The 26,047-nt window shown below is 69.2% G+C and carries 23 protein-coding genes and 2 tRNA genes; 21 read left to right on the top strand and 4 right to left on the bottom strand.

Annotation, left to right across the window (positions count from 1 at the left end; translation table 11 throughout):
• Positions 1 to 37: 37 nt before the first annotated feature.
• A complete protein-coding gene (locus ACIPC1_RS04080) occupies positions 38 to 2,071 on the bottom strand; it encodes a glycosyltransferase family 2 protein (RefSeq protein ID WP_402513006.1) in 2,034 nt (677 codons plus the stop codon).
• A 360-nt stretch (positions 2,072 to 2,431) separates the two neighbouring features.
• Between ACIPC1_RS04080 and rplU the strand changes: the two genes are divergently transcribed.
• The 11 genes from rplU (at position 2,432) to ACIPC1_RS04025 (ending at position 15,328) form a co-directional block, all read left to right on the top strand.
• The gene (gene rplU, locus ACIPC1_RS04075; protein ID WP_081221565.1) at positions 2,432 to 2,752 is read left to right on the top strand and encodes a 50S ribosomal protein L21; all 321 of its coding nucleotides are present in this window, start codon (positions 2,432 to 2,434) and stop codon (positions 2,750 to 2,752) included.
• Between the two features lie 14 nt (positions 2,753 to 2,766).
• Positions 2,767 to 3,021 (top strand): 50S ribosomal protein L27, encoded by a 255-nt coding sequence (gene rpmA, locus ACIPC1_RS04070; RefSeq protein WP_028802588.1) that lies wholly within the window; start codon positions 2,767 to 2,769, stop codon positions 3,019 to 3,021.
• Between the two features lie 136 nt (positions 3,022 to 3,157).
• Entirely contained in the window at positions 3,158 to 4,594 is a 1,437-nt protein-coding gene (gene obgE, locus ACIPC1_RS04065; RefSeq protein WP_402513004.1) for a GTPase ObgE, read from the top strand.
• Between the two features lie 102 nt (positions 4,595 to 4,696).
• Positions 4,697 to 5,872, top strand: a complete 1,176-nt coding sequence (locus ACIPC1_RS04060) for a hypothetical protein (RefSeq protein WP_402513003.1) — start codon at positions 4,697 to 4,699, stop codon at positions 5,870 to 5,872.
• Between the two features lie 224 nt (positions 5,873 to 6,096).
• Positions 6,097 to 7,596 carry a D-ribitol-5-phosphate cytidylyltransferase gene (locus ACIPC1_RS04055; protein ID WP_402513001.1) on the top strand — a complete coding sequence of 500 codons (1,500 nt, stop codon included), beginning with the start codon at positions 6,097 to 6,099 and terminating at the stop codon, positions 7,594 to 7,596.
• A 138-nt stretch (positions 7,597 to 7,734) separates the two neighbouring features.
• Entirely contained in the window at positions 7,735 to 9,921 is a 2,187-nt protein-coding gene (locus ACIPC1_RS04050) for a hypothetical protein (RefSeq protein WP_402513000.1), read from the top strand.
• Between the two features lie 222 nt (positions 9,922 to 10,143).
• Positions 10,144 to 11,250, top strand: coding sequence for a glutamate 5-kinase (proB, locus tag ACIPC1_RS04045; RefSeq protein WP_402512998.1), 1,107 nt, complete (start codon positions 10,144 to 10,146; stop codon positions 11,248 to 11,250).
• Between the two features lie 208 nt (positions 11,251 to 11,458).
• Positions 11,459 to 11,917 carry a hypothetical protein gene (locus ACIPC1_RS04040; protein WP_384390849.1) on the top strand — a complete coding sequence of 153 codons (459 nt, stop codon included), beginning with the start codon at positions 11,459 to 11,461 and terminating at the stop codon, positions 11,915 to 11,917.
• A gap of 73 nt (positions 11,918 to 11,990) precedes the next feature.
• A complete protein-coding gene (locus tag ACIPC1_RS04035) occupies positions 11,991 to 13,277 on the top strand; it encodes a glutamate-5-semialdehyde dehydrogenase (protein ID WP_402512996.1) in 1,287 nt (428 codons plus the stop codon).
• A 206-nt stretch (positions 13,278 to 13,483) separates the two neighbouring features.
• Positions 13,484 to 14,116: a hypothetical protein gene (locus ACIPC1_RS04030; RefSeq protein WP_402512995.1), complete on the top strand. Its 633-nt coding sequence runs from the start codon at positions 13,484 to 13,486 to the stop codon at positions 14,114 to 14,116.
• 147 nt (positions 14,117 to 14,263) lie between these two features.
• Positions 14,264 to 15,328 carry a hypothetical protein gene (locus ACIPC1_RS04025; protein WP_402512993.1) on the top strand — a complete coding sequence of 355 codons (1,065 nt, stop codon included), beginning with the start codon at positions 14,264 to 14,266 and terminating at the stop codon, positions 15,326 to 15,328.
• A 149-nt stretch (positions 15,329 to 15,477) separates the two neighbouring features.
• Here ACIPC1_RS04025 and ACIPC1_RS04020 read toward each other — a convergent pair whose 3' ends face one another.
• Positions 15,478 to 16,656 (bottom strand): M48 family metallopeptidase, encoded by a 1,179-nt coding sequence (locus tag ACIPC1_RS04020; protein ID WP_402512992.1) that lies wholly within the window; start codon positions 16,654 to 16,656, stop codon positions 15,478 to 15,480.
• A 96-nt stretch (positions 16,657 to 16,752) separates the two neighbouring features.
• On the opposite strand from ACIPC1_RS04020, the gene ACIPC1_RS04015 reads away from it, so the two are divergent.
• From ACIPC1_RS04015 to ACIPC1_RS03985, 7 genes are all read left to right on the top strand, one after another.
• Positions 16,753 to 16,911, top strand: a complete 159-nt coding sequence (locus tag ACIPC1_RS04015) for a hypothetical protein (RefSeq protein ID WP_402512990.1) — start codon at positions 16,753 to 16,755, stop codon at positions 16,909 to 16,911.
• Between the two features lie 356 nt (positions 16,912 to 17,267).
• Positions 17,268 to 17,432: a hypothetical protein gene (locus ACIPC1_RS04010; RefSeq protein ID WP_366825473.1), complete on the top strand. Its 165-nt coding sequence runs from the start codon at positions 17,268 to 17,270 to the stop codon at positions 17,430 to 17,432.
• Between the two features lie 303 nt (positions 17,433 to 17,735).
• Entirely contained in the window at positions 17,736 to 18,299 is a 564-nt protein-coding gene (gene nadD, locus ACIPC1_RS04005; protein ID WP_384390847.1) for a nicotinate-nucleotide adenylyltransferase, read from the top strand.
• Between the two features lie 19 nt (positions 18,300 to 18,318).
• Positions 18,319 to 20,148 (top strand): LytR C-terminal domain-containing protein, encoded by a 1,830-nt coding sequence (locus tag ACIPC1_RS04000; RefSeq protein WP_402512989.1) that lies wholly within the window; start codon positions 18,319 to 18,321, stop codon positions 20,146 to 20,148.
• A gap of 215 nt (positions 20,149 to 20,363) precedes the next feature.
• Positions 20,364 to 20,807 carry a ribosome silencing factor gene (rsfS, locus tag ACIPC1_RS03995; protein ID WP_402512988.1) on the top strand — a complete coding sequence of 148 codons (444 nt, stop codon included), beginning with the start codon at positions 20,364 to 20,366 and terminating at the stop codon, positions 20,805 to 20,807.
• A complete protein-coding gene (locus ACIPC1_RS03990) occupies positions 20,804 to 21,475 on the top strand; it encodes a histidine phosphatase family protein (protein WP_402512987.1) in 672 nt (223 codons plus the stop codon). Before rsfS ends, ACIPC1_RS03990 begins: the two co-directional genes overlap by 4 nt.
• Positions 21,476 to 21,591: 116 nt before the next feature.
• Positions 21,592 to 21,664, top strand: a tRNA-Ala gene (locus tag ACIPC1_RS03985).
• A 79-nt stretch (positions 21,665 to 21,743) separates the two neighbouring features.
• Here ACIPC1_RS03985 and ACIPC1_RS03980 read toward each other — a convergent pair.
• Positions 21,744 to 22,601, bottom strand: a complete 858-nt coding sequence (locus tag ACIPC1_RS03980) for a helix-turn-helix transcriptional regulator (protein WP_402512986.1) — start codon at positions 22,599 to 22,601, stop codon at positions 21,744 to 21,746.
• Between the two features lie 225 nt (positions 22,602 to 22,826).
• Here ACIPC1_RS03980 and ACIPC1_RS03975 point away from each other — a divergent pair, with 225 nt between their 5' ends.
• Both ACIPC1_RS03975 and ACIPC1_RS03970 read left to right on the top strand, forming a co-directional pair.
• Entirely contained in the window at positions 22,827 to 24,191 is a 1,365-nt protein-coding gene (locus ACIPC1_RS03975; protein ID WP_402512985.1) for an MFS transporter, read from the top strand.
• 246 nt (positions 24,192 to 24,437) lie between these two features.
• On the top strand, positions 24,438 to 24,671 hold the full coding sequence (locus ACIPC1_RS03970) for a hypothetical protein (RefSeq protein WP_010986886.1): 234 nt from the start codon (positions 24,438 to 24,440) through the stop codon (positions 24,669 to 24,671).
• Here the strand turns inward: ACIPC1_RS03970 and ACIPC1_RS03965 are convergent.
• Complete coding sequence (locus tag ACIPC1_RS03965; protein WP_402512983.1) at positions 24,640 to 25,821, bottom strand: glycosyltransferase 87 family protein; 1,182 nt, start codon at positions 25,819 to 25,821, stop codon at positions 24,640 to 24,642. The genes ACIPC1_RS03970 and ACIPC1_RS03965 overlap by 32 nt on opposite strands.
• Positions 25,822 to 25,969: 148 nt before the next feature.
• Between ACIPC1_RS03965 and ACIPC1_RS03960 the strand changes: the two genes are divergently transcribed.
• A tRNA-Ala gene (locus tag ACIPC1_RS03960) sits at positions 25,970 to 26,042 on the top strand.
• The last annotated feature ends 5 nt before the right edge of the window (positions 26,043 to 26,047 follow it).

Below are 26,047 nucleotides of genomic sequence, written 5' to 3'. Positions count from 1 at the left end.
ATCCTTAGTGTGGTGCGTGTACGTGGTGTGCGGCCGGTCAGCCGACGAGCTTCGCCGCGAGGCTGCGGAGCTTCTTGCGGGCCGGGGCGGGGAGCCTGCGGACCACCGGACCGCCGACGGCGCGCAGACCGCGGCGTACGACCGTCCTGCGCTGCTTGCGCAGTTCCGCCGCCACGACCTCGGGAGCCACGACCGCGAGATCGCTGCCGAGCTGGAGCCGCCCGTTGCCCGCGACCGTCACCTGGCAGAGCGGAAGGGCCTCACTCTTGGCTCCGTCCAGCTTGACCGAGAGGTTCCAGAGGCCGGGCGTCACGTCTTTCGCACGCTCCGGGAGGGGGAGGTGGGCGCGGCCGGCGACGTGCCGGGTCTGGGCGGACAGCGTGTGCGTACGGCCGTCCTCGGAGCTCAGGACCAGCTCCGCCTTCTTCGGTCCGGCCGCGGCACGGGTGAAGATGTCGAGCCGGAGTTCCGGCTTGTTGCCGGGCATCCGCAGCACGGGGCGGCCTTCGAGGTAGGTCGCCATCTTCTTGGCGCGGCGCTCGACGTCGAAGGTGATATTGCCGTGCGGGTCGGTGAAGTACGGAATGACCGGGCGGGCGGGGGAGCCGAGCAGCGCGGGCAGGCAGTCGGCGTCGACGTGTGCCGCGCGGTCGGCGCCGAGCCGGGCCTTGCGGACCACTCCGAGGCCGCGGACCGGCACCCAGATGTCCCAGAAGCCGCGGGAGACGGGGCCACGGCCCTTGCCGCCCTGCGGGTTGACCTTGCCGGTGCCGCGCAGGACGACCTCGCAGGCGCCGTCCTCCAGGTCCTCGACGGTGGCGTCGAACTCGGCGGGGCAGGACCACTCGACGGCCGTCTCGCGGTTGCGCATGGACATCTCGGCCTTGAAGCCGTCCATCTCGTCCGTGACGTCGACCAGTTCGCCGTCCGCCAGCAGGTCCTCGGTGAACTCCGGGTGCAGGAAGAGGCGTCCGTCGCGGCGCAGCAGCTTGAGCGGTTCGCCGTTCTCGCCCTGCACCAGGCGCACGGTGGTGGTGATGGACATCTTGCCGTCGGGCTGCCAGGCGACGTTCTCCAGCCGGGCGGCGCCCTTGATGGAGGCGGCGAAGCGGGCGATTTTCAGCAGTCCCTGACGGTCGTCGCGGCGCAGCAGGGTGGACCGGACGCGGGTGAGCGCACCGAGCCCGTCGTGCACGCCGTCGCCCATGAAGTCCTTGGACAGCGGCTGGATGGCGTCGATCATCTCGTCGAGGTAGTCCGGCTCGTACTTGAGTACGGAGGGCTCGCTGAGCCGGCCGAGCATTTCGACCCGGTAGAAGCGGCGGAGCAGCAGGTCCCGGAATTCTCCGGGCTCGGTGTTGGCGACGACGACGTCGAGGACCTCGCGGAGGTTTCCGTAATAGCCGGACGGGACGATCTTCGCGGATCCCGCGTTGTTCCCGTCGTCGCGCCTCGAGTAGTAGTAGCAGGTGTAACTGCCGAGAATGGACACGACTTTGGCGGGGAAATACGCCTCCATCATGTACAGCTGGTCCTCCAGGCGCCGCTTTCCCTCGGGATAGGCGATCTTGTTCTCGTGGAGGAACTGCGTGCGGAACATCTTGTGCGGCGTGAGGCTGTCGTACAGCGGTGCGTCCTGGAGGGTGCACTTCTCCCGGTCCAGGCGGAAGACGCCGTGCGGGACACCGCGGAAGTTGCTGGCCACCTTGCCGATGACGATGTCGGAGCCGTTGCGGTGCCCCATGTCGTACATCCGGCGCAGGGCGTCGGAGGCGAGGTAGTCGTCCTGGTCGAGGAACTGGACGTACTCTCCCGCGGCCTCGCTCACCCCGATGTTCCGGGGCTTCCCGGGCCAGCCGGAGTTCGGTATGTGGATGACCCGGAAATGCGGGTGCTCCTCGGCGAGGGCGTCCAGTTCGGCGGGCGTTTCGTCGGTCGAGCCGTCGTCAACGAAGAGAACCTCGAACTCGTCGGAAGACAGGGTCTGCCTCAACAGTGAGTCGATGCAGGGCTTGATGTACTTTCCGGGGTTGTAGACCGGGATGATGACGCTCACCTTGGTGGTCGGCATGTACTTGTACCTGTCTCCTGTCGGACGCCCTGAGGGGGGTGGCCACCGTGTGTATGGCGGGTAGCCATCACGTGTATGGCTGGAGTCACAGGGTATCCGCAGCTGTATTGGGTACAAGCGGTAGCTTTCCCGGTCCGCGGGTGCCGCCCCGCAGGGACGGGCGGGCCCGGTTTGACCGGGCCTGGAGTGGCCCGTAACCTTGACCCTCGGTGTTGTCTCCGTACACACCCATCCCTGAGCACCCCACCTCCTGCTCTTCGAGCAGGGGAGGCCGCTCGTCCGAATCCGGATCATCGGGCCCTCGGGTCCGTGTGAGCGGCTGGCGTCAGGGGTCCGGTTCCGAGTGAAAGAGAGATCCGCGTGTACGCCATCGTGCGCAGCGGTGGTCGCCAGCACAAGGTTGCTGTAGGCGACATCGTTGAGGTTGACAAGATTTCCACTGCCAAGGTTGGCGACACCGTAGAGCTCTCTACGCTGCTCGTTGTCGACGGCGAAGCCGTGACCAGCGACCCGTGGGTCCTCGCCGGGATCAAGGTCCAGGCCGAGATCGTGGACCACCACAAGGGCGTCAAGATCGACATCCTTCGGTACAAGAACAAGACCGGTTACCGCCGTCGTCAGGGCCACCGCCAGCAGTACACGGCGATCAAGGTCACTGAGATCCCCGCGGCTGCGAAGTAAGGGACTGAGGAGAGATGGCACACAAGAAGGGCGCATCGTCCACTCGGAACGGTCGCGACTCCAATGCTCAGCGGCTCGGCGTGAAGCGCTTCGGCGGTCAGGTCGTCAACGCCGGTGAGATCCTGGTCCGCCAGCGCGGCACCCACTTCCACCCGGGCAACGGCGTCGGCCGTGGCAAGGACGACACCCTGTTCGCCCTTGACGCCGGTGCGGTGGAGTTCGGTACCCACCGTGGCCGCAAGGTCGTGAACATCGTTCCGGTCGCCTGACCGGTACTTTTCGCGAGGCGGACCTCACTTCCCCTACGGGAAGCGGGTCCGCCTTTCGCGTGTTTTCAATGGATGTGGCCCCAACGAGGGGCGCGGCATCCGAAAGACTTTCCGTACGTAACTGGAGGCACATCCCATGACCACCTTCGTGGACCGCGTCGAGCTGCATGTCGCCGCGGGTAGCGGAGGTCACGGCTGTGCCTCCGTACACCGGGAGAAGTTCAAGCCGCTCGGTGGCCCGGACGGCGGCAACGGCGGCCACGGCGGTGACGTGATCCTCGTCGTCGACCAGGCCGTGACCACGCTGCTCGACTACCACCACTCCCCGCACCGCAAGGCGACCAGCGGCAGGCCCGGCGAGGGCGGCAACCGGTCCGGCAAGGACGGGCAGGACCTGGTCCTGCCGGTGCCGGACGGCACGGTGGTGCAGGACAAGGCGGGCAACGTGCTCGCCGACCTGGTCGGACAGGGCACGACGTACGTCGCCGCCGAGGGCGGCCGCGGTGGCCTCGGCAACGCGGCGCTGTCCTCGGCCCGCCGCAAGGCGCCCGGCTTCGCGCTGCTCGGTGTGCCGGGCGGCCTCCAGGACATCGTCCTGGAGCTGAAGACCGTCGCGGACGTGGCGCTCGTCGGCTACCCGAGCGCGGGCAAGTCCTCGCTGATCTCGGTGCTGAGCGCCGCCAAGCCGAAGATCGCGGACTACCCCTTCACCACCCTCGTGCCCAACCTCGGCGTGGTGACGGCCGGTTCGACGGTCTACACGATCGCCGACGTGCCCGGTCTCATCCCCGGCGCCAGCCAGGGCAAGGGTCTCGGCCTGGAGTTCCTGCGCCATGTCGAGCGGTGCAGCGTGCTGGTGCACGTCCTGGACACGGCGACGCTGGAGTCCGAGCGCGACCCCGTCTCCGACCTCGACATCATCGAGGAGGAGCTGAAGCAGTACGGCGGCCTCGGCGACCGGCCGCGCATGGTCGTCCTCAACAAGATCGACGTACCGGACGGCAAGGATCTCGCCGAGATGGTGCGGCCCGAGCTGGAAGCGCGCGGTTACCGCGTCTTCGAGGTGTCCGCGGTCGCCCACACGGGCCTCAAGGAGCTGTCCTTCGCGCTCGCCGACGTGGTCGCCAAGGGTCGCGCCGCCAAGCCGGCGGAGGAGGCGACCCGGGTCGTCATCCGCCCGAAGGCGGTCGACGACGCCGGCTTCACCGTCGCCCGCGAGGAGGACGGCCTCTACCGCGTCCGCGGCGAGAAGCCCGAACGCTGGGTCCGCCAGACCGACTTCAGCAACGACGAGGCCGTCGGCTACCTCGCCGACCGCCTCAGCCGCCTCGGCGTCGAGACGGAGCTGATGAAGGCGGGCGCCCGCTCGGGCGACGGCGTCGCCATCGGCCCCGAGGAGAACGCGGTCGTCTTCGACTGGGAGCCCACGATGATGGCCGGCGCGGAGATGCTCGGCCGCCGTGGCGAGGACCACCGCCTGGAGGCACCGCGTCCCGCCACCCAGCGCCGCCGTGACAAGCAGGCGGAGCGGGACGAGACGGAGAAGGAGTACGACGACTTCGAACCGTTCTAGTTCGGGTCGCACACGTACGAACGCACGGATGCCCTGGGACTTAACTGAGTCCCAGGGCATTCTCAGCCCCTCCCCAGCATCTGCTCTTAACGTCCCCTTACCATGGAGATCGACTGTTCGACACCTGACATGACGGCCGCGCCGACGCCGCTTCCCGCGGGCACCCGGCTGCTGCACATAGGTCCCCACAAGACCGGGACCACCTCGATCCAGGGCGCGCTGTTCGCCGCGAAGGACGCGATGGCCGGCCACGGTGTCGACTTCCCGGCCCGCAGCAGACACCCCATGGAAGCCGCGCTCGCGGTCTGCGCCCGGCCCGCCATGATCGGCGACACCCGGCCCACCGAGCAGCACTGGCAGCGGCTCGTGGACCTGGTGCGGGCCACCGGGAAGCGCACCTCGGTGGTCAGCAGCGAGTTCTTCGCCGACGCCCCGGACGACGAGACCATCGCGCGGATCGTCGACGACCTGGGCCGGGACCGCGTACACGTCCTGATCACCGTGCGCCCGCTGGCGAAGATCATGCCCTCGCAGTGGCAGCAGTACGTGCAGAACGGGTTGCGCATGGGCTACGAGGACTGGCTCACCCACATGCTGCGCAAGGCCCCGTACGAGAAGCCCAACCCGAGCTTCTGGCGGCGCCACCGCCATGACCGGCTCGTCGAGCGATGGGTACGGGCCGTCGGCGCCGAGAACCTCACCGTCGTCGTGGTCGACGACGGTGACCGGGGCGGCCTCATGCGTACCTTCGAATCCCTTCTCGGTCTGCCTGGCGGTCTCCTGGTGCCGGAACCGGACACCGTCAACCGCTCCCTCACGCTGGCCGAAACCGAAATGCTGCGGAAGCTCAACAGGGAGTTCCGCGGAAATGGCCTGCCCGACGAGCTGTATTCCAAGCTGGTGCGCGGCGGCGCGGTCCTGCATATGAAGAACACCTGCCGCCCCACCCCGGGAGACGCGCGCATCTGCACGCCGGCGTGGGCGCTGGAGGCGGCCGCGGGAATCGGCGCGGAAATGGCCGAGCGCATCGGGTCCATGGGCGTACGCGTCCTCGGCGATCCGGCGCTGCTGTCCGTCCTGCCCGCCGCGGAAAGCGCGGAGCCGGTACCCGTGCGGATCGACGCGGAGGTGGCGGCCCAGGCGCTGTACGGTGCGCTCGCCGCCGCGGCCACCGTACCCGCGCGCAGAACCCCGGCGCGTACGGTTCACCAGACGCCGTCCAGGGAACTCGTCCGGGTGCTGGGCCACCGGGTGCTCAGGCGGCTGAAGCGGACCTGAGCCGCGGTCTCCGAGTCCGACCTCGGCGTGAAGGACGTACGGAAATCGTGTGCAGTTACTCACAGCAAATCCGGACAATCCGGTTCGGGTGCTGAGAAGGCGCCTGCATGCAAGGTGAATAACCGGTTGCGCGCACATATGCAGCAGGCGGCGCTCACCTTGCATGGCGGTAACCGAAAGTGGGACCATTCCAAGGTTCCCTGTTGCCCCAAGGTAGGTCGCCTGTGTCTGAGCACTTTGCCAAGCCCCGTACCACCGCAGTGATCCTTGCCGGTGGCACTGGTCAGCGCGTCGGTCTGTCGATTCCGAAGCAGCTGCTGAAGATCGCCGGCAAGGCGGTCATCGAGCACACGCTGACCACCTTCGAGAACGCCGACTCGATCGACGACATCATCGTGCTGATGGCTCCGGGCTATGTGCCGGACGTCGAGAAGATCGTCGCGAAGGCGGGTTTCGCCAAGGTGACGAGGATCATCGAGGGCGGCTCGACGCGGAACGAAACCACCGAGCGTGCCATCGCGGCCCTCGGCGAGGGCCTGCTCGAGGGCCAGGACGCGAACGTCCTCTTCCACGACGCCGTACGCCCGCTGCTGTCCGAGCGGGTCATCGACGACTGTGTCACCGCCCTGGAGCGCTACCAGGCCGTCGACGTCGCCATCCCGTCCGCGGACACGATTATCGTGACCCGCACCCACGGCGAGGACGGCGAGTTCATCACCGAGATCCCGGACCGCTCCCGGCTGCGCCGCGGCCAGACGCCCCAGGCGTTCAAGCTGTCCACCATCCGCCGGGCGTACGAGGTCGCCGCGAACGACCCCAACTTCCAGGCCACCGACGACTGTAGCGTCGTACTCAAGTACCTGCCGGACGTGCCGATCCACGTCGTCGCGGGCGACGAGTACAACATGAAGGTCACGCAGCCCGTCGACGTCTTCATCGCCGACAAGCTCTTCCAGCTCGCCTCCACCGCCGCGCCCCAGCAGGCCGACGAGGCCGCCTACCGTGAGCTGCTCACCGGTAAGACCGTCGTGGTCTTCGGCGGTTCGTACGGCATCGGCAAGGACATAGCCGAACTCGCCGAGGGTTACGGCGCCAAGGCGTACGCGCTGGGCCGCTCGACCACCGGCACGCACGTCGAGAACCCGGAGGAGGTCGACGACGCGCTGTCCACGGCGTACGCGGAGACCGGGCGCATCGACTACGTCATCAACACCGCGGGCGTGCTGCGCATCGGCAAGCTCGCCGAGACGGATAACGCGACCATCGAGGAAGCGCTGAAGGTCAACTACCTGGCGCCGGTGCAGATCGCCCGCTCCTCGTACAAGTACCTGGCCGAGACCAAGGGGCAACTGCTCCTCTACACGTCCAGCAGCTACACCCGCGGGCGTGCCGAGTACAGCCTCTACTCCTCGACCAAGGCCGCCATGGTCAACCTCACCCAGGCCCTGTCCGACGAGTGGGCCGGCGACGGTGTCCGCGTCAACTGCATCAACCCCGAGCGCACCGCGACCCCCATGCGGACCAAGGCGTTCGGCCAGGAGCCCACGGGCTCGCTGCTCTCCTCCGAGGCCGTCGCGCGGACCTCGCTCGACGTGCTGCTCTCCGAGCTCACCGGGCACGTCATCGACGTCCGTCAGCAGGACCCGACGGCCGAGGCCGGAAATGCCTCCGGTTTCGAGGCGGCACTGGCCGCCGTCCTGGACCGTCAGGACGGCGTGGCATAATCAATTAATCGATCTTCAGAATTCAGGCCTCTGTGGTTGCGTGTTTTCCTCGCATTCATGGAGGCCTGAATCCGTGAAGTTCAAACTCTCCTCTTTTGGTATTAAACCGGCACTCACCCCTCAAGAGCAGGTTTCTTCGTGATTTCCACCGCTATTCGCGTTGCCCGGGTGGGCAGTGCGGCCGAGCTGGCCGCGGCGGCCCTCATGATGCTGGGCTTCCCCTGTCTGATGCTCGCCGCGCTGCTGCCGAGCGTCCCCGCCTTCGCGGCCGCGGCCGCCGTGACGTATCTGGCGGACCACTATCTGCACCGGCGCGGCAGCTACCTGATCAACCGCCTCGGCAAGGTGCGGGCCGGTCTGTCCATCCGGTTCCTGATCCGGGAACTGCTCCTGGTGCTGCTCCTGGCGCGCCTGGACCTGGCCGACAGCCTCGTCTTCTACGCGGCGATCGCGGGCTTCCTGGCCTTCTTCGGCTTCCAGGCCCCGCACAGTGCGCTGGCCACGCTGATCCGGTCGCGCCGCAGGATGCCGGTCGCCACCCGCAACGTCGACCTCGGCTCCCGCATCCGCATCCCGGACGCGCCCCCGAACGCCCTGCTCGACCGGTCCGCCGAGAAGATGCTCCACCTCGACCTGGCCGCGGTCGTCGGCGTGCTCGTCGCCGCGGCGACCGACTCGACCGTGTACGGGCTCGTCGGCGTCGGCATCACGCTGGTGCTGGCCCTCTGCTACGTCGCCGTGCTCGTTCCGTACGTCCGTGGCAAGAGCACCCCGCCGAACGCGGACAAGGTCCTCGCTGCGGCCGACGCGTGGCTGCGCAACTACCGCCCGGAGACGGTGCTCTACTTCTCGGGCTCCAAGGAGTCGGCGTACCAGGTCAACATGTGGCTGGAGACGATGGAGCAGCTGGACACCCGGCCGCTGATCATCCTCCGCGAACGCGCCATCCTCGAGCTCATGGCGCCCACCACCGTGCCGGTCATCTGCGTGCCCGGAGGGGTGCACCTGATGAACATGGACCTGTCCACGGTGCGCGTCGCGCTGTACGCGGCGAACGTCGGCAAGAACATCCACCTGCTGCGCGTCCCGACCATGAAGCACGTCTTCATCGGCCACGGCGACAGCGACAAGCTCGCCAGCGTCAACCCGTTCAGCAAGGCGTACGACGAGGTGTGGACCGCCGGCCGCGCGGGCCGCGACCGCTATGCCATCGCCGATGTCGGCGTCCGTGACGAGGACATCGTCGAGGTCGGCCGCCCGCAGCTGGCGCCGATCCAGACCTGGCAGGGCGTGCCGGAGGGATCCGCCGACGGCGGCATGCCGACGGTCCTGTACGCGCCCACCTGGGAGGGCTGGGACGGCAACCCCGGCAACACCTCCCTCCTGCTCGCGGGCAAGAACATCGTGCGGAAACTGCTCGCCGCCGACCCGCCGGTCCGCGTCCTCTACAAGCCGCACCCCTTCACCGGCACCGTCAGCACGCAGGCGAAGACCGCGCACGAGCGGATCGTCGCGCTGATCGTGAAGGCGGCCGCCGAGCGCGCCGCCGACCCGCGCTTCGCCGCCGACGGCGCCGACCGGAGCGCGGCCCGGGCCGAGCTGACCCGCATCGAGGCCCGCCTCGCCAAGCTGACCGGCGGCGACGAGGCGGGCGACGAGGCCGAGGCCACCCGCGACGGCATGGTCGACCTGGCCAAGCACGCCGAGGTTCTCCGGCTGCGCGCCGAATGGGACGACGCGTACTGGCGTTCGGCCGGAACCTGGGAGCACCGCGTCATCGCGGGCGCCGAGCCGCGCCTGTACGACTGCTTCAACGTCTCCGACGCGATGGTCTCCGACATCTCCAGCGTGGTCTCCGACTTCATCGCGAGCGGCAAGCCGTATGCCGTCACGGACTCCGCCGAGCTCGGCGTCGAGGAGTTCAAGCGGCAGAACACCGCGGTGCGTGCCGCCGTGATCCTGTCCAACTCGGCTGCCGAACTGCCCGAGTTGCTCGCCGCGGTGCGCGACCCGGCGGCCGACGCGCAGGCCGCCGAACGCCAGGAGCTGAAGCAGTATCTGCTCGGCCCGGACAAGCCGACCTCGATCGAACAGTTCAACTCCGCGGTGCGGCAGCTGGCGCAGAAGGCCGAGACCCGCAACCTCGGCCAGGAGACCGGCACTTCGGCCACTTCGGCTGAGGATGTCCCGGCTCCGGGCGCCCCGGAGCCGGACGCTGCCTCCCCGGACGCCTCGGCCGCTTCGGCCGCGGCCGTGGACCTGGCGAGCGCACTGCCCGGCCGGGGGACGACCGGCGAGACCGGCGGGGCGGCGGTCAAGGACTGACCTGCCGGATCAGCGTGCTTCTGGGTCCGGCTCCCGAGGATTTCCCTCGGGAGCCGGACCCTTTGCGTCGAGGAAGCGCGCGTATGGGATGAATATGTACAAGACGCCTGTCCGGGAAGTGGACCGATGCGCGATGCCCGGTCCCCTTCGCGTAAATTGCCGGGCGGGGCAGCCGGATCGAACGCGAGGGGATGCACGCAGGTGGCAGGGGCAAGGCAGGCCGTGGCGCAGGCTCACCGGATCGTCGTCAAGGTGGGGTCCTCGTCGCTGACCACCGCCGCCGGCGGCCTCGACGCCGACCGGGTCGACGCCCTCGTCGACGTGCTCGCCAAGGCGCGCAGCGGCGGTGAGCGGGAAGTCGTCCTCGTCTCCTCCGGCGCCATCGCCGCCGGGCTCGCCCCGCTCGGGCTGCGCCGCCGCCCCACGGACCTCGCTCGGCAGCAGGCCGCGGCCAGCGTCGGCCAGGGCCTCCTGATCGCCCGCTACACCGCCTCCTGCGCCCGGCACGGCATCCGCGTCGGACAGGTGCTCCTCACCTCCGACGACACCAGCCGCCGTGCCCACCACCGCAACGCCGCCCGCACCCTCGACAAGCTCCTCGCCATGGGCGCCCTGCCGATCGTCAACGAGAACGACACCGTCGCCACGGACGAGATCCGCTTCGGCGACAACGACCGTCTCGCCGCACTCGTCGCCCATCTCGTACGCGCCGACCTGCTCGTCCTGCTCTCCGACGTGGACGGCGTGTACGACGGCGACCCCGGCAAACCCGGTACGTCGCGGATCGCCGAAGTACGCGGCCCGTCCGATCTCGACGGCATCGACATCGGCAGCGCGAAAAAGGCAGGCGTCGGCACCGGCGGCATGGTCACCAAGGTCGAGGCGGCCCGGATCGCGACCGGCGCCGGCATCCCCGTGGTGCTGACCAACGCCGTGCACGCCGCCGACGCCCTCGCGGGCCGGGACACCGGCACCTACTTCCACACCACCGGCCGCCGCTCCGCCGACCGGCTGCTCTGGCTCCAGCACGCCTCGACCCCGCAGGGTGCGCTCACCCTGGACGACGGAGCTGTGCGCGCGGTCGTCGAGCGGCGCACCTCGCTGCTGCCCGCGGGTATCGCGTCCGTCGAGGGCGAGTTCACCGCGGGTGACCCCGTCGAACTGCGCGACAGCACGGGGCGGGCGGTCGCGCGGGGGATCGTGAACTTCGACGCCAAGGAGATCCCCCAGCTCATCGGACGCTCGACCAGGGAACTGGCGCGCGAGCTGGGACCCGCGTACGAACGCGAAGTCGTACACAGGGACGCTCTCGTCCTGCTCCACCAGTAGGTGTGGTGACGTTCCGCACGTGCGGAACGTCGTGCACCCGCACGTGCAGTTGTCGTGGAGTTGCCCCATAAACGTCCGAAAGCCCGTCCTCCGCCGGGGGACGTTCCGTAAAACCGCCACGCGACGGCGCCCCACCTGCTCAACTTTGTTGCAGGGAGACCCCGAGATTCATCACCACCATTGCGTAAAGGAGGCCGTCGTGCGACGAGTGCGCCCTGGGGCGGCGGCGTCCCGCGGTGGTGCCGCCTCCCGTGCGGTGGGTGAGGAACGGACGCTGACGAGTGTCGCGGCCGGAGACACGTACGGGAGCGAGAAGCCGGTGGACCAGCCCCGGCTGTGGCACGTCACGCTGAGCGTCTCGGGTGACGAGGCACCGCTGAAGGAGGTCAGGCGCGGCCTTGAGCAGCTCGCCCACGACCACCCCTTTCTGCTGACCAGCCGGTACGCCAACGACCACGCCGAGATCCGCTACTGGGAAGAGGCCCGCGACCTGCACGACGCGGCGGCCGTCGCGCTGCGCCTGTGGGGCGAGCACCGGCAGACCGCCAAGCTGCCGCCCTGGGAGATCGTCGGCCTGGAGGTCATCGACCGCGAGACCTACCACCAGCGGATCGCGGAGGGGTACGGACCACTGCCGGCCACACCTGTCGGCGTTCATCCCTTTTGAGTCATCTTCACCGTGTGTCTCGGGGTTTGGGACATGGGCTGAACAGACCCGTTCGGAGCATTACGCTGCCGACATGACCACGCTCTCGCCGTACGACTCGATGTCTCCGGTCACCCAGGCCGCCTACCGCGCGAAGTCCGCCGCCGCCGACCTCGCGCCCCTGCCGCGTGCCGAGAAGGACGACGCGCTGCTCGCGATCGCGGACGCGCTGGAGGTTCGTACGAGCGAGATCGTCGCCGCCAACGCCAAGGACATCGCGCGCGCCCGCGAGGCCGGCACCAGTGAGACCGTCGTCGACCGGCTCACGCTCACGCCCGAGCGCGTGCGCGCGATCGCCTCGGACGTGCGCGACGTCGTGGCGCTGCCCGACCCGGTCGGCGAGGTCGTCCGCGGCTCGACCCTCCCGAACGGCATCGACCTGCGCCAGGTCCGCGTCCCGCTCGGCGTCGTCGGGATCATCTACGAAGCCCGCCCGAACGTGACCGTCGACGCGGCCGCCCTCTGTCTGAAGTCCGGCAACGCCGTGCTGCTGCGCGGCTCCTCCTCGGCGTTCGAGTCGAACACCGCCCTGGTCCGCGTCCTGCGCGACGCCGTCGGCGGCGCCGGGCTGCCCGCCGACGCCATCCAGCTCGTCCCCGGCGAGGGCCGCGAGTCCGTACGCGAGCTGATGCGCGCCCGCGGCCTGGTCGACGTCCTCATCCCGCGCGGCGGCGCCTCGCTGATCCGCACGGTCGTCCAGGAATCGACCGTCCCGGTCATCGAGACCGGCACCGGCAACTGCCATGTGTACGTCGACGCGCACGCCGACCTCGACATGGCGATCGCCATCCTGATCAACTCCAAGGCGCAGCGGCCCAGCGTGTGCAACTCCGCCGAGACCCTCCTGGTCCACCAGGACATCGCCCCCGAGTTCCTGCCGCGGGCCCTGGACGCCCTCGCGGACGCCGGGGTCACCGTGCACGCCGACGAGCGCGTCCTCGCCTACGCCAAGGGCTCCAGGGCCACCGTCGTGGAGGCCACGGCCGAGGACTGGGACACCGAGTACCTGTCGTACGACATCGCCGCGGCCGTCGTGGACTCGCTCGACCGGGCCGTGACGCACATCCGGCTGTGGAGCTCCGGCCACACCGAGGCCATCGTCACCACCTCGCAGCAGGCGGCCCGCCGCTTCACCCAACTGGTCGACTCCACGACGGTCGCCGTCAACGCCTCGACCCGCTTCACCGACGGTGGCCAGTTCGGCTTCGGCGCCGAGATCGGTATCTCCACGCAGAAGCTGCACGCGCGGGGGCCGATGGGGTTGCCGGAGCTGACGAGCACGAAGTACATCGTCACGGGGGACGGGCACATTCGGCGCTGAGGCGACGGGGGCGGGGGACGGACGCATTCGGGCTGTGGCCACCGGGGACGGACACGTTCGGCGGTGAGGGGGCGTACGGGTTCGGCGGGGGCGTCCACGGGTGTGTTCGTGGGTGCGGCCGGTGGCGCGTCCGGCGTGGAGGCGGGGCGCGCGGCGCGTGAGACGCGTCTCGCCAGGCGGATGAATTTCCATACCGCCTGCCCAAAATGACCCCCCAGGTCTACTCTGGATACGTGCCGGAGGACGTGGGGGGCTCGCCGTTTCCCGACGGCTGGGAGCCCGACGACGACCGCGACCGCGGGGGTGCGGACGAAGAGTTCGCCGCCGTGGTCTTCGACGAGGACTTCGTGCGGGCAGCCGCGGTCCACGAACCGACCGCCGTGGAGCGGCTGCTGGCCGCCGCCCAGGCCCGCGCGGAGGCTTCCGAGGCCGAGGCGCGCCGGGCACACACCCGGGGCGCACGCGGCGACGACGAGCGCTACGAGGACGGGTTCGGCCGCGGTGAATTCGGCCATGACCCGGATCTGGACGACCTGGACGACGCCGAGGTCCTCGAGCGCCGCTACGGCGCGCCGGGCACGTACGGCAGGGCCTACGGCAAGCACACCCGCTGGCAGCGCCCCGTCGCCTGGATGCTCGCCCTGGTGATGGGCATCGGCATGGTCGCGCTGGCCTTCACAGCGGTCTACCGCGGAGCGTCCTCGAACCGCCAGGAGCAGGTACCGGCGCCCGCCTCGACCGGCCTCGAACAGGGCCTCGACAAGATCACCGGCAGTAGTCCTTCCGCTTCGGCCGACTATTCCCAGCCGGCGGTGTCGGCGGTCCCTCGTACACCGTGACGGCCCGGCATGGATCAACCGGATGAACCTGATGTGATCACCGGGGCGAACCCGGGGCGAACGCCGGGGCGACTCTGGTGAGAACCTGTCAGAACTTGTGGTGTAGCAGGGCGTTTACCTGAGCCCCTCGCGACCTACTCTGAAGGTATGGGCGGGCCTGGAGACCCACCTGAGGGGACACCCGAGGGTGCTTCCACAGGTGGAGAGGACGAGTACCGATCCGTCGTCTTCGACGAGTCGTTCGTCCGTGCTGCCCGTCTCCAGGAGTTCTCCGCGCAGGAGCGCATCGCCGATCACGCCCCGGCCGTACGCCGCCGCCCGCCCCGCCACCGCGGCCTCTCCCGGCAGGCGCTGATCCTCGTCCTGCTGATCGCCGTCGCCTTCGGAACCGCGATCTACATGGGCGTACGCCACCCGTACCAGACCCCTGTCGCCCAGCCTCCCGAGCCACTGCGGATGACGGTGATCCCGCTCGCGCCGCAGACCGCAGTACCGGGAGCCACCCGCCCCGAGGACCTGTACGCGAACAGCCCGGCCGCCCAGTTCCGCATCGGCGCCGAGGGCATCACGCTGCCCGCCTCGCGGCGCACCGCCCACTTCTCCGACAGCCAGGTCGTCACCGCACTGACCACCGTCAAGGACTACCTGGTCGAATCCTCCCTGGACCCGGAGGTACTCACGGGCGGCGCCACCCGGCCCGTACGGATCCTGCTCGACCCGCAGCAACTCGATCAGTTCGACCAGAGCTTCGACCGCCCGACCGCCGATGGTCGGCACGCCCCCACCGGCTGGCTGGTGCGCTTCGACCCGAGTGTCCAGCTCGCCGACTCCAAGATCCGGGTGCAGGGCTCTCTCCAGGCCGCGGAGTTCGACTCGAACACCCTTGAGGTCATCGCCGACCACACCTTCGTGTACGCGCTGAAGCCGGCCGGCTCGGACGAGCAGGCGGACGCCTCACTCTTCACCGTCCGGCGCGAGCTGCACTTCCGCTTCGACCGCGACGACCTGCGCATGCACCAGGCCGAACTGGTCGTCTCCTACGTCCAGGCCGGACCGCTCGCCTGCTCCGAGAACTCGGTCGACCAGCTGCGCCCGCTGCTCGCGGGACAGACGGCGAAGGCGGGCGGCCCGGCCGGTACGGACCCGTACGCGACCGGCAGCGCCACGGCGCTGTGCGGATCGCTGGCGACGAGCGCACAGCCGAAGGTGTGAGTGTTCGGGGTGACCCCGGGGCTGGCCCCCCGGGTTTGAGCCGGGTTTGAGCCGGGGCTGAGCCCTTGGGTGCCCTGTGGGGCTGTCGTCGTATCTCGTTGGGCTGGTTGCTGGTCTCCGGTGTCCGGTGTCCGGTCGATGGTCGCCGGTCAGCTGTTGCCGTCGGGGCGGTCGTCGTCGGGGTGGTCGCCGGTGGCCGACGGCGGTGCGTCCTGGTCCTTGGAGGCTTTGGGGTCCTGGGGGGCCTTGGGGTCCTTGGGCGAGTCGCCCGGGTCCTTCGGTGAACTGCTCGCGAAACCGCCGAAGCCGCGCCGCACCCGGCCTCCGAGGTCGCCCGCGCCGCCCGCGATGTCGCCGACCAGCTTCATCAGCGGGTCCTTGGAGTTCTTCACGTCGGAGGCGTAGCTCGCCGCCGACTGCCGGAAGGAGTCCGCTACCGAGGTGTCCTTGTCCTCGTTGCGCCGCGGGTAGTGGCCGTCCATGATCCGCTGGTAGTCGCGGGACTCCGCCCACTTCTTCAGCTCGGCGGCGCGGATCGTGGTGAAGGGGTGGGTGCGCGGCAGCACGTTGAGAATCTTGAGCACGGAGTCGCGCAGGTCGCCGCCCGCTTCATACTCCTCGGCCTGTGCGAGGAACGCGTCCACGTTCATCTCGTGCAGGTGATTGCCGCCCGCGATCTTCATGAGGCCGCGCATCGAGGACCGCAGATCCTGGCCGACCAGGAGGCCGGCGCGGTCCGCCGACAGCTCCGACTTGCGGAACCACTCACGCAGCGCGGTCACGATCGCCATGATCGCGATGTTGCCCAGCGGAATCCACGCGACCCGGAGCGCCAGGTTGGTCAGGAACAGCAGGATCGTGCGGTAGACCGCGTGGCCGGACAGCGCGTGGCCGACTTCATGCCCGATGACGGCCCGCATCTCCTCCTCGTCCAGCAGCTCCACCAGGCCGGTCGTGACGACGATGATCGGCTCGTCCAGGCCGATGCACATCGCGTTCGGCTGCGGGTCCTGGTTGACGTACATCGGCGGGACCTTCTCCAGGTCCAGGATGTAACAGGCGTCCCGCAGCATGGCGTTGAGGTGCGCGAACTGGGCGTCCGAGACGCGTACCGAATCGGACAGGAACAGCAGCCTCAGGCTGCGTTCCGGAAGGAGACCGCTGAGCGCCTTGAAGACCGTGTCGAAGCCGCTGAGCTTGCGCAGGGCCACCAGGGCCGAGCGGTCCGCCGGATGCTCGTACGCCCGCGAGGAGATCCCCTCGAAGCGCCTGCGCTGCCTGCTGGGCACGTTCTCGTGCCCGCTCTGCTCGTGGCTGTCATCGGACATATGTTCCCCCATGCTCTGAGTGCCGTGCCCCCGAAGCGGGCTCCAGCGTAGGCGGAGATACGGTGATGGGGCAGCACACCGTAAGGAGCTATCCCCATGGAGCACATTTCCGCGGCCCTCTGGCTGACCGAGGCGGCCGACGCCGCCGACCGACAGGGGTCGGGCGATCTGCTCCGTGTCGTGCTGATCGTGATGGTGCTGGGCTCCGTCCTGCTGGCGTGGTTCCTGCTGCGCGGCTACAAGCGGGACGACTAGACGACTGGAAGTCCCTGTCGACCGGCGTGAACCAGAAGTTCTCGTCGACCTGCGTGTTTGCTGTGGTGCCGGGTGCCGGGTGCCGGGTGCCGGGTGCTGGCCTTCTCCTTGACTGACGTCTTCCTCGCGGTCGACGTTGCTTGGGTGGACGTTGCTTGGGCCGAGGTTGCTTCGGGTGGCGGGTGGCCGGTGGAGGTGAGGTGTGACGGGTGGGCGGTCCGTCGGCGGTCGGTGGTTGCTCGAGTGCCGGGTGCCGGGTGCCGCACCAACGGCGGAGTCGGCGTGATCGTGGCCGAGGCCCACGCTTACGATGGGCCGACGTCTTTATCCCGCCCACACCGGATAGGTCTGCCGAGATGAGCTTCCACAGCACCGCCGCACAGTTGGTCACGCTCGCCGCCGAGGGCGAGGAGCACGGCGGCAACCACGAGAGCCTCAGCCCCTACCTCACCGGCGGCGGCGCCTTCTTCGTCCTGCTGCTGCTGCTGTGGATCACCACGCGCTTCAACCGGGACCGCTGATCCCCAACGGGGCCTTCGAGGACCCCTGTCGATCAGGGCTCGTAGGTCGGGCCGGTAGGGTCTGCACGCATGGGAGAGCAGGACATGCCTACCGGTCCGGCGAGTGACACGGAGAGCGGCGCGGCCGACGGCAACGCGAACGGCGGGATCGCCGGCAGCGCGGTCGGTGGTGGTGTGGTCGGTGGTGGCGCGGTGGGCCCGGGCGTGGTGAGTTCTGGCGCGGTGAGTCCTGACGTGGTGAAGCGTCTGACGATCGGCCCCGGGAACGCCCCCTTGAATCCGGGCAAGCGCCGCCTAGGCGTCATGGGCGGAACGTTTGACCCGATCCACCACGGGCACCTCGTGGCGGCCAGCGAGGTCGCCGCGCAGTTCCACCTCGACGAGGTGGTGTTCGTGCCGACCGGGCAGCCGTGGCAGAAGACCGACCGCAAGGTCACCCCGGCCGAGGACCGCTATCTGATGACGGTCATCGCGACCGCGGAGAACCCCACGTTCTCGGTGAGCCGCATCGACATCGACCGCGGCGGCCCGACGTACACCACGGACACCCTGCGCGACCTGCGCGCGCTCAACCCCGACACGGACCTCTTCTTCATCACCGGCGCGGACGCGCTCGGCCAGATCCTCACCTGGCGGTACGCGGAAGAGCTGTTCTCCCTCGCGCACTTCATCGGGGTCACCCGGCCCGGCCACACGTTGACCGATCCGGGACTTCCCGAGGGCGGTGTCTCGCTCGTCGAGGTCCCCGCACTCGCCATCTCGTCCACAGACTGCCGTGCCAGGGTCGCCAAGGGCGATCCCGTCTGGTATCTGGTGCCGGACGGTGTGGTGCGCTACATCGACAAGCGTGAGCTGTACCGCGGCTAGTGAGCCGAGAGGGGCACCGGTGAACGACCGATACGACGGGTACGCGGGCGGCGACCAGTACGAGCTCGTCGGTTACGACGAGTTCGGGCAGCCTGTGTACCGGCAGGTGTCGCCCCAGCAGCCCCAGCAGCAGGGCTACGACGACACCTACGGACAGCAGCAGCCGCAGGCCGGCGCCGGCTACGGCTATGACCCGTACGCGACGGGCCAGCAGCCGCCAGTGTCGCCGTATGACACCGGTCAGCAGCAACAGGTGTCGTCCCATGACACCGGCCAACAGCCGTCTGTCCCCACCTACAACTCGCCCGACTCCTACGATCCGTACGGCGCCGGCGCACCCGGGGCCAGCGAGACGTCGACGGCGTACGACCCGTACGGGCAGGTCGGGGAAGCCGGTCAGACGGGTCGGATGGCTCAGACGGGTCAGGCCGGGCAGGTCGGGCGGGCTGGGCAAACCGGTCAGGCCGGGCAGACCTCAAGTACCGGTCAGCAGCCCCGGGTTGCCGAGCAGACCGCGTACATCCCGCAGCAGGCAGGTCCCGCGGAGCAGAGTGAACCCCGGGCCGACCGGGACTACCGCACCGAGCAGTTCGCCTTTGTCGAGGAGCAGGAAGCCGAGTCCGAAGACGTCATCGACTGGCTGAAGTTCACCGAGAACCGCACCGAACGCCGCGAGGAGGCCAAGCGTCGCACCCGCGGCCGGATCATAGGCCTGGTCGTGGCGCTCGCCCTGGTCGCCACCGGTGGCGTCGGCTACCTCTGGTACGCGGGCAAGCTCCCCGGGCTGTCGTCGACGAGCGCAAAAACCGGCACCGCCACGTCCGTGGCCGCCCAGAAGCGCGATGTGATCGTCGTCCACCTGCACAACACCAGTGGCAGCGGCACCTCCACCGTGCTGCTCGTCAACAACACCACCATCAAGCAGGGCACCTCCGTCCTACTGCCCAACTCCCTTGCCCTGACCAGCGATGACGGCAGCACGACCACGCTCGCCAAGTCCGTCGACGACGACGGTTCGGCCGGGACCCTGGACGCCATCGACACGGTGCTCGGCACCGACATCGAGGGCACCTGGCGCCTCGACACCCCGTACCTCAACAACCTCGTCGAGCTCGTCGGCAGCATCGAGGTCGACACCAACGCCGAGGTGCCGGACCCCGGTTCGGAGAAGGCGGGCGAGGCGCCCCTCGTGAAGAAGGGTGCGGACCAGTCCCTCAGCGGCAAGATGGCGGTCGCCTACGCCACCTACAAGGCCTCCGGCGAGTCGCAGACAGCCCAGCTGGAACGGTTCGGGCAGGTCATGCAGGGCGTGCTGCGCAAGCTGTCCTCCGACCCGGAGGCCGCCACGACCACCGTGCAGAGCCTGGCGCAGATCCTCGACCCGTCGCTGACCGACAAGGACCTGGGCGCCTTCCTCGCGAAGCTCGCCGACGACGCCAAGAGCGGCGACTACAAGACGGCGCTGCTGCCCGTGCAGCAGGACGGCACCCTGAGCGAGGAGGCCACCGACAGCGTCGTCAAGGACGTGCTCGGAGGCACCGTGAAGAGCCCCGAGGAGGGTGCCGCCGTCCGCGTCGGCATCAAGAACGCCACCGGCGACAAGGACACCACCGAGAAGGCTCGTGTCGTCCTGGTCAACGGCGGCTACACCTTCCTGGACTCCGGTACGGCGGCGGCCGCCCAGAGCGTGTCCCAGATCACGTACGCGGACGACGCCCAGAAGGACAACGCCGTCGAGGTCGCCAAGACCTTGGGCCTGCCCACCAGCTCGGTCAAGAAGGGCACGGTCACCTCCAACGCGGACGTGTCCGTGGTCCTTGGCCAGGATTACGAGCCCTCGTCGTCGTAGGCGGGTTGTGGGTTGTGGGTTGGGGGACGGAGTGCGGAGCGTCTGTGGAGCGCCCGCCCCGGGGACGGCCGACAAAGGTCCGTCCGGGGGCGGGCGACGGCCCTCCCCGGGGTGCCCGGAGCCAGGTCGGAGCACGGTCGGAGAAACACGTGGGGTGTCGTCGGCTGTCCGTGAGACCCTTGACTCATTACTGACCGCCGACGGAAAGCCGCGTAGTGACCGCCACGGACCGCTCCATCGAGCTCATCAAGACCGCCGCACAGGCGGCTGCCGACAAGCTCGCGCACGACATCATCGCGTACGACGTCAGCGACGTACTCTCCATCACCGACGCCTTCCTGCTGGCGTCCGCGCCCAACGACCGCCAGGTCAAGTCGATCGTCGACGAGATCGAAGAGCGGCTGAACAAGGAGCTCGGCACCAAGCCGGTGCGCCGCGAGGGCGACCGCGAGGCCCGCTGGGTACTGCTCGACTACGTCGACATCGTGGTGCATGTGCAGCACAGCGAGGAGCGTGTCTTCTACGCTCTGGAGCGGCTGTGGAAGGACTGCCCGGAGCTCGACCTGCCCGCCGACGCCAAGGCGACCCGAGGCAAGGGCGCAGAGCACGCCAGGCACCAGGATGTGGAGGACGTCGCCGAGCTCGGAGAGCTGCGGTGAGCGCCGCGGGTGCCGAGGCCGGGAAGAAGCCCGGCCGGGGCCGCCGCGTCATCCTCTGGCGGCACGGCCAGACGTCCTGGAACGTGGAGCGGCGTTTCCAGGGCACCACGAACGTCGAGCTGACCGAGATCGGCGTCGGTCAGGCCCGCCGCGCCGCCCGGCTGCTCGCCTCGCTGAAGCCCGACGCGATCGTCGCCTCGGACCTCAAGCGCGCCGCCGACACGGCCGCCGAGCTCTCCGTGCTCACCGGCCTCGACGTCACCCACGACGAGGCCCTGCGCGAGACCTACGCGGGCGTCTGGCAGGGGCTGACGCACGACGAGATCATCGCCCGGCACGGCGAGGAGTACGACGCCTGGAAGCGCGGTGAGTCCGTGCGCCGCGGCGGAGGCGAACTGGAGAGCGAGGTCGCCGACCGCGCCGCCCCCGTGGTGCTGCGGCACGCCGAAAAACTCCCCGACGAAGGCACCCTCGTGGTCGTCAGCCACGGCGGCACGATCCGGACCACCATCGGTCGCCTTCTCGGTCTGGAGTCCCAGCACTGGGAGAGCCTCGGCGGCCTCTCCAACTGCTGCTGGTCCGTCCTCGGGGAGGGCGCCCGGGGCTGGCGCCTCCTGGAGCACAACGCCGGCACGCTGCCGGAACCGGTGCTCGGAGACGACGACTGAGCGGCCACGGCAGGCCGGTCTCCGGTCCCGCAGACCCGTCGGGACCGGATTTCACTTTCCGGCTGGTCGCAGGCTAAAGTTCTTCTTGTTCGCCCCGCCGGGCGGGAAGAACATACGGGGCTATAGCTCAGTTGGTAGAGCGCCTGCATGGCATGCAGGAGGTCAGGAGTTCAATTCTCCTTAGCTCCACAGATCAACTCTTTTGAGTTGTCAAAGATCAGTGGTGAAGGATCCCGTCCCCATCAGGGGGCGGGATTTTTCGTTGCCGTCATTTCTGGACAGCTGTCGGTGCCGCCCGTAGGTCCCTGAGCCGGGCCGTCCGCAGGTGCGTCTCCTCGTCGTCCGGCTGGTGGACCACGATCCGGCACTCGGGCATGCCGTTGATCGACAGAGAGACGGATGTCATCCGCATCTCACCGACCGCCCTGTGCCGGAACGTCTTCACCCGCGGACCAGGCCGCTCCACATCGCCGTCACGCCACAGCCGGTCGAACAGCGGGCTGGCCTCCGACAGCCTGCGTATGAAGTCCTCCCATACGGGTTCACCGGCATGGACTCCGTACGACGAACGCAGTGTTGCCACCATCACCGGCAGCTCGCGCGCCCGGAACACCAGCGGGCAGTCCTCCTCGGGCACCGTGAACAGAGACCACAGCGCGTTGCGCGCCTGAGTCTCGGGCGCTCCCGGCATGAAGAACACGTCGCGATAGGCGGGGTTGGTGGCGAGGATGTCGAACCGTGAGTTGTAGACCACCGCCGGGTGCGGATCGAGGGCTTCGAGGATGGCCCGTACCTCCGGGCCCACGGCTTCCGCGGCGGTCTGGGGATCCGCCTCGTACGGCACCTCGGCCAGGTGGTACAGATGCTCGCGCTCCGGCTGGTCGAGGCGCAGCGTGCGCGCCACCGCGTCCAGGACCTGCGCGGACGCGTTGATCGGACGCCCCTGCTCCAGCCAGGTGTACCAGGTGACGCCCACACCGGAGAGCTGCGCGACCTCTTCGCGGCGCAGTCCTGGTGTGCGGCGCCGGAAGCCCGGCGGCATGCCCACGTCGGCGGGTGTCACCCGGGCCCGCCTGCCGCGCAGGAAGGCGGCCAGCCCCTGCCTGCGGCGCTGTGTCGTGTTCATCGGCGTCACATCCCCCCGTCATCCATCGTCCGTGCTCGACCCGTCCGCTGCCAGGTGCTGTCAGTACCAGCATCGGCGGGCTCTCGTTACCCGTACCCGGCTGTCGTCAGGCTCGGTGCCATGACGACGACAACCCCCGTGGGACCAGGTCCCACAGCAGGTCCAAGTCCTGCGACCAGTAAAGCCCCTGGCACTGACAATCGCCCCGGACGGCTGCTCGCGGTCGTGTTGGCGGCCCAGTTCATGGCACTGCTCGACGTCTTCATCGTGAACGTCGCGGTGCCCACGATCGGTTCCGACCTCCACGCGTCCGGCGCCGCCCTGCAGTTGGTGGTCGCCGGATACACCATCGCGTACGCCGTGCTGCTGATCACCGGAGCGCGGTTGGGCGACCGGCTGGGCCACCGCCGTGTCTATCTGGCCGGGCTCGCACTGTTCACAGCCGCGTCGCTGGCCTGCGGACTGGCCCAGGGCTCCGGCGAGTTGATCGCCTTCCGGCTGGTCCAGGGCGCCGGGTCGGCCGCGATGATCCCGCAGGTACTCAGCCTGATCCAGCGCCACTTCACCGGAGAGGCGCGGACCCGGGCGCTCGGCGCGTACGCGGCGGTCCTCGCGACCGGTGCCGCCGCAGGGCAGGTACTGGGCGGCGTCCTGGTCAGCGCTGATCTGTTCGGCACCGGCTGGCGGCCGATATTCCTGGTCAACGTGCCCGTGGGCGTCGCACTCCTGGCCGTCGGCAGGCGCGTACTGCCGCGGGAGGACACTCGGGCTCTTGAGCGTTCACGCGGCCTCGACCTGCCGGGGCTCGTCCTCCTCGCCGCCGCCGTCTCGCTGTGTACCGTGCCGCTCGTGCTGGGGCAGGAGGAGGACTGGCCGCTGCGGTCCTGGCTTTCGCTGGGCGCGGCCGCGGTGTGCTTCGCACTGTTCTGCCTGTACGAGTCCAGGCTCGCCCGGCGTGGCGGGGCACCGCTGATCGCGCCGAGGGTGCTGCGCCGTCCCGGCGTCGGCCTCGCGGTCTTCCAGCTGCTGGCCGTGATGGCGGTCAACGCGGGCTTCCTGTTCACGCTCACGCTGCACATCCAGGGCGGGCTCGGCTACAGCGCGCTGCGCGCGGGACTCACCTTCGCGCCGACCGCGGTGGTCTTCGGCCTGGTCGGTCTGACCTGGCGCAACTGGCCCGCGTCCTGGCAACGCGCCCTGATTCCGGCCGGGTTCGCGCTCGCCGCCGTCTCCGTGGTCGGCGTCGGACGGGTGCTGAAGGCCGGGGGCGACGGCGGCCTCTGGCTGTACGTCGCGTTCGCCGGGTTGGGTGCGGGCCTCGCGCTCGCCTTCAGTCCCACCCTCACCAAGGTCCTGGCCACCGTGCCGGCCGAGGACGCGGCGGACGCCAGCGGTCTGCTCGCGACGGTCACTCAGCTCGGTCAGCTGATCGGTGTCGCGGCGTTCGGCACACTCTTCCTGAACCGGCTTGAGTCACTTGGGGCCTCCGGGGCGTATACCTCTGCGGACGCGCTCCTCGTGTGCACGTATGCCCTGGCCGGGACGGCCACGCTGGGTGCTGTGTCCGGACTGGTACGCAGGCGTCGCTGACCGTATTGCTCCGGCCGTGGCAGAATCAAACGGCCGGAAGGGGGCGCGGCCCGACGGGAGGGAGTAGCGATGCCTGCGAGCATCCTCGAGGAGGTCGACGATCTTCTCGAAGCGGCACAGACGCGCAGAAAAGTCACTCTCCTTGACTGCCCTTCCTGCGGATCGCTCCATGTCGCCCAGGTTCTCGGTGACAACGGAGGGATCTCCTACGTGTGCACGGCCTGCGGCCACAGCTGGAGCTGATCGATGGGTGCGCACAGGCGAAAATGCGATTGGTGCGGCAGTGGTACGCCAATTGTCCGCGACATGGAACCGGTCAACCACGACTACCAATACTGGTGCGAGGAGTGCGCGCGGGCGCTGATCATAAAAGGCGACCCGATCGAGACGTACCGCGAACTGGAGGGCGAGCCGATCTACGGCCGGCTCCTCGACGAGCACTGCACCCTCAAACGGTTCTATTCGTTCGCAACAGCCTGAGCCCGACGAGGGCCAGGAAAGCTGAACCGGCGCCTACGTAGAGTGCCGACAGCGTCAACTCGATGCCGGTCTGATGAAGTTCGAGCCTGCCGGGGCCGTGCGGTACCCACCACAGTGCGTACGAGAAGAAGGCCGGCGCCGTGCAGAGGGCGGCGGGCCGGCTGGTTGTCGCGAGGAGCAGGAGCATCGGTACGCACCACACCCAGTGGTGCGACCAAGACACCGGGCTGATCAGCAGAGCCGTCACAGCGCACGCGACCACCGCCCAGGCCCGCTGCCCGCGCAGTTCGGCGGCCACGGCGAGGGTGAGGCCCGCTGCGCCCGCCACGGCTGCCGTGGCGGCCCACCAGGCGCCGGGCTCCGTGGTGTGCAGCAGCCGGGCCAGGACGCCGCGCAAGGACTGGTTCGCGGTGTCCTCGACGAGCCCCACGCGACCCGCCTCGAAGATCATGCGGGTCCAGAAGCGCCATGAGTCGTACGGCAGGACGGCCGCCGCCAGCAGCGTCGCCCCGGCGAACGTGGCGGCCGCCCCGCGCGCGTGCCGTAACCACGGCCCTCCGGAGCCTCGCCTCGCGTACTCCACAAGGCCGGTGGCCAGCAGGAACACCGTGAACAGCGCGGGTGTCAGTTTGACCGCCGCCGCGATTCCGATACCCACCCCGGCCCAGCGGTGCCCGGGTCGCCGGGACAGGTCCCACAGCACCAGCACGGCGAGCAGCAGATTGATCTGCCCGTATCGCAGTGTCGTCCACACCGGCTCGGACCACACGGCCGCCGCCGAGATCCACCAGACGCTCTCCACGCGTGCGTGCCCGGCGATTCGGAGTGAGAGGGCCACGAACACCACAAGGAGGGCCAGATTTCCGGCCGTTGCCAGGGCTCGCATGCTCGCCGTGTCCAGCAGCGTCAGCGGGGTGAACAGCAGTGCGGCGAACGGCGGGTAGGTGGTGGGCAGATGGGCCTCGGTCGTGCGCAGTGCGTAGAGGTCGCCGCCCGCGCGGACCGTCTCGCCCTCCGCCCGGTACACCATGAGGTCGATCATGGAAACGTGCGCGGCCCGCTGCGCGCACCAGAAGGCCGCGAACGACAGCAGGCACGCGCCCAGGGCAACGGGCAATCGGCGGATGCGGGGCACGGCGATCACGGTCACGAAGGCCGACACTATCCCGCATATCCGTATTGTCCGTACGGCACGGAAACGATTTGGTGGAGCACCCGGAGGACCGTGTAATGTTGGCGTCGCCGCCAGGGAAACCGGGGCGACACGGTCAATATGCGGCTTTGCCGCTTGGCCACGAGGGGCTATAGCTCAGTTGGTAGAGCGCCTGCATGGCATGCAGGAGGTCAGGAGTTCAATTCTCCTTAGCTCCACAGAC

The organism is Streptomyces sp. NPDC087263, assembly GCF_044744645.1.
GTDB lineage: Bacteria > Actinomycetota > Actinomycetes > Streptomycetales > Streptomycetaceae > Streptomyces.
Note: the sequence above shows the minus strand (reverse complement) of the source record. Positions and strands in the feature narration are given on the sequence as shown.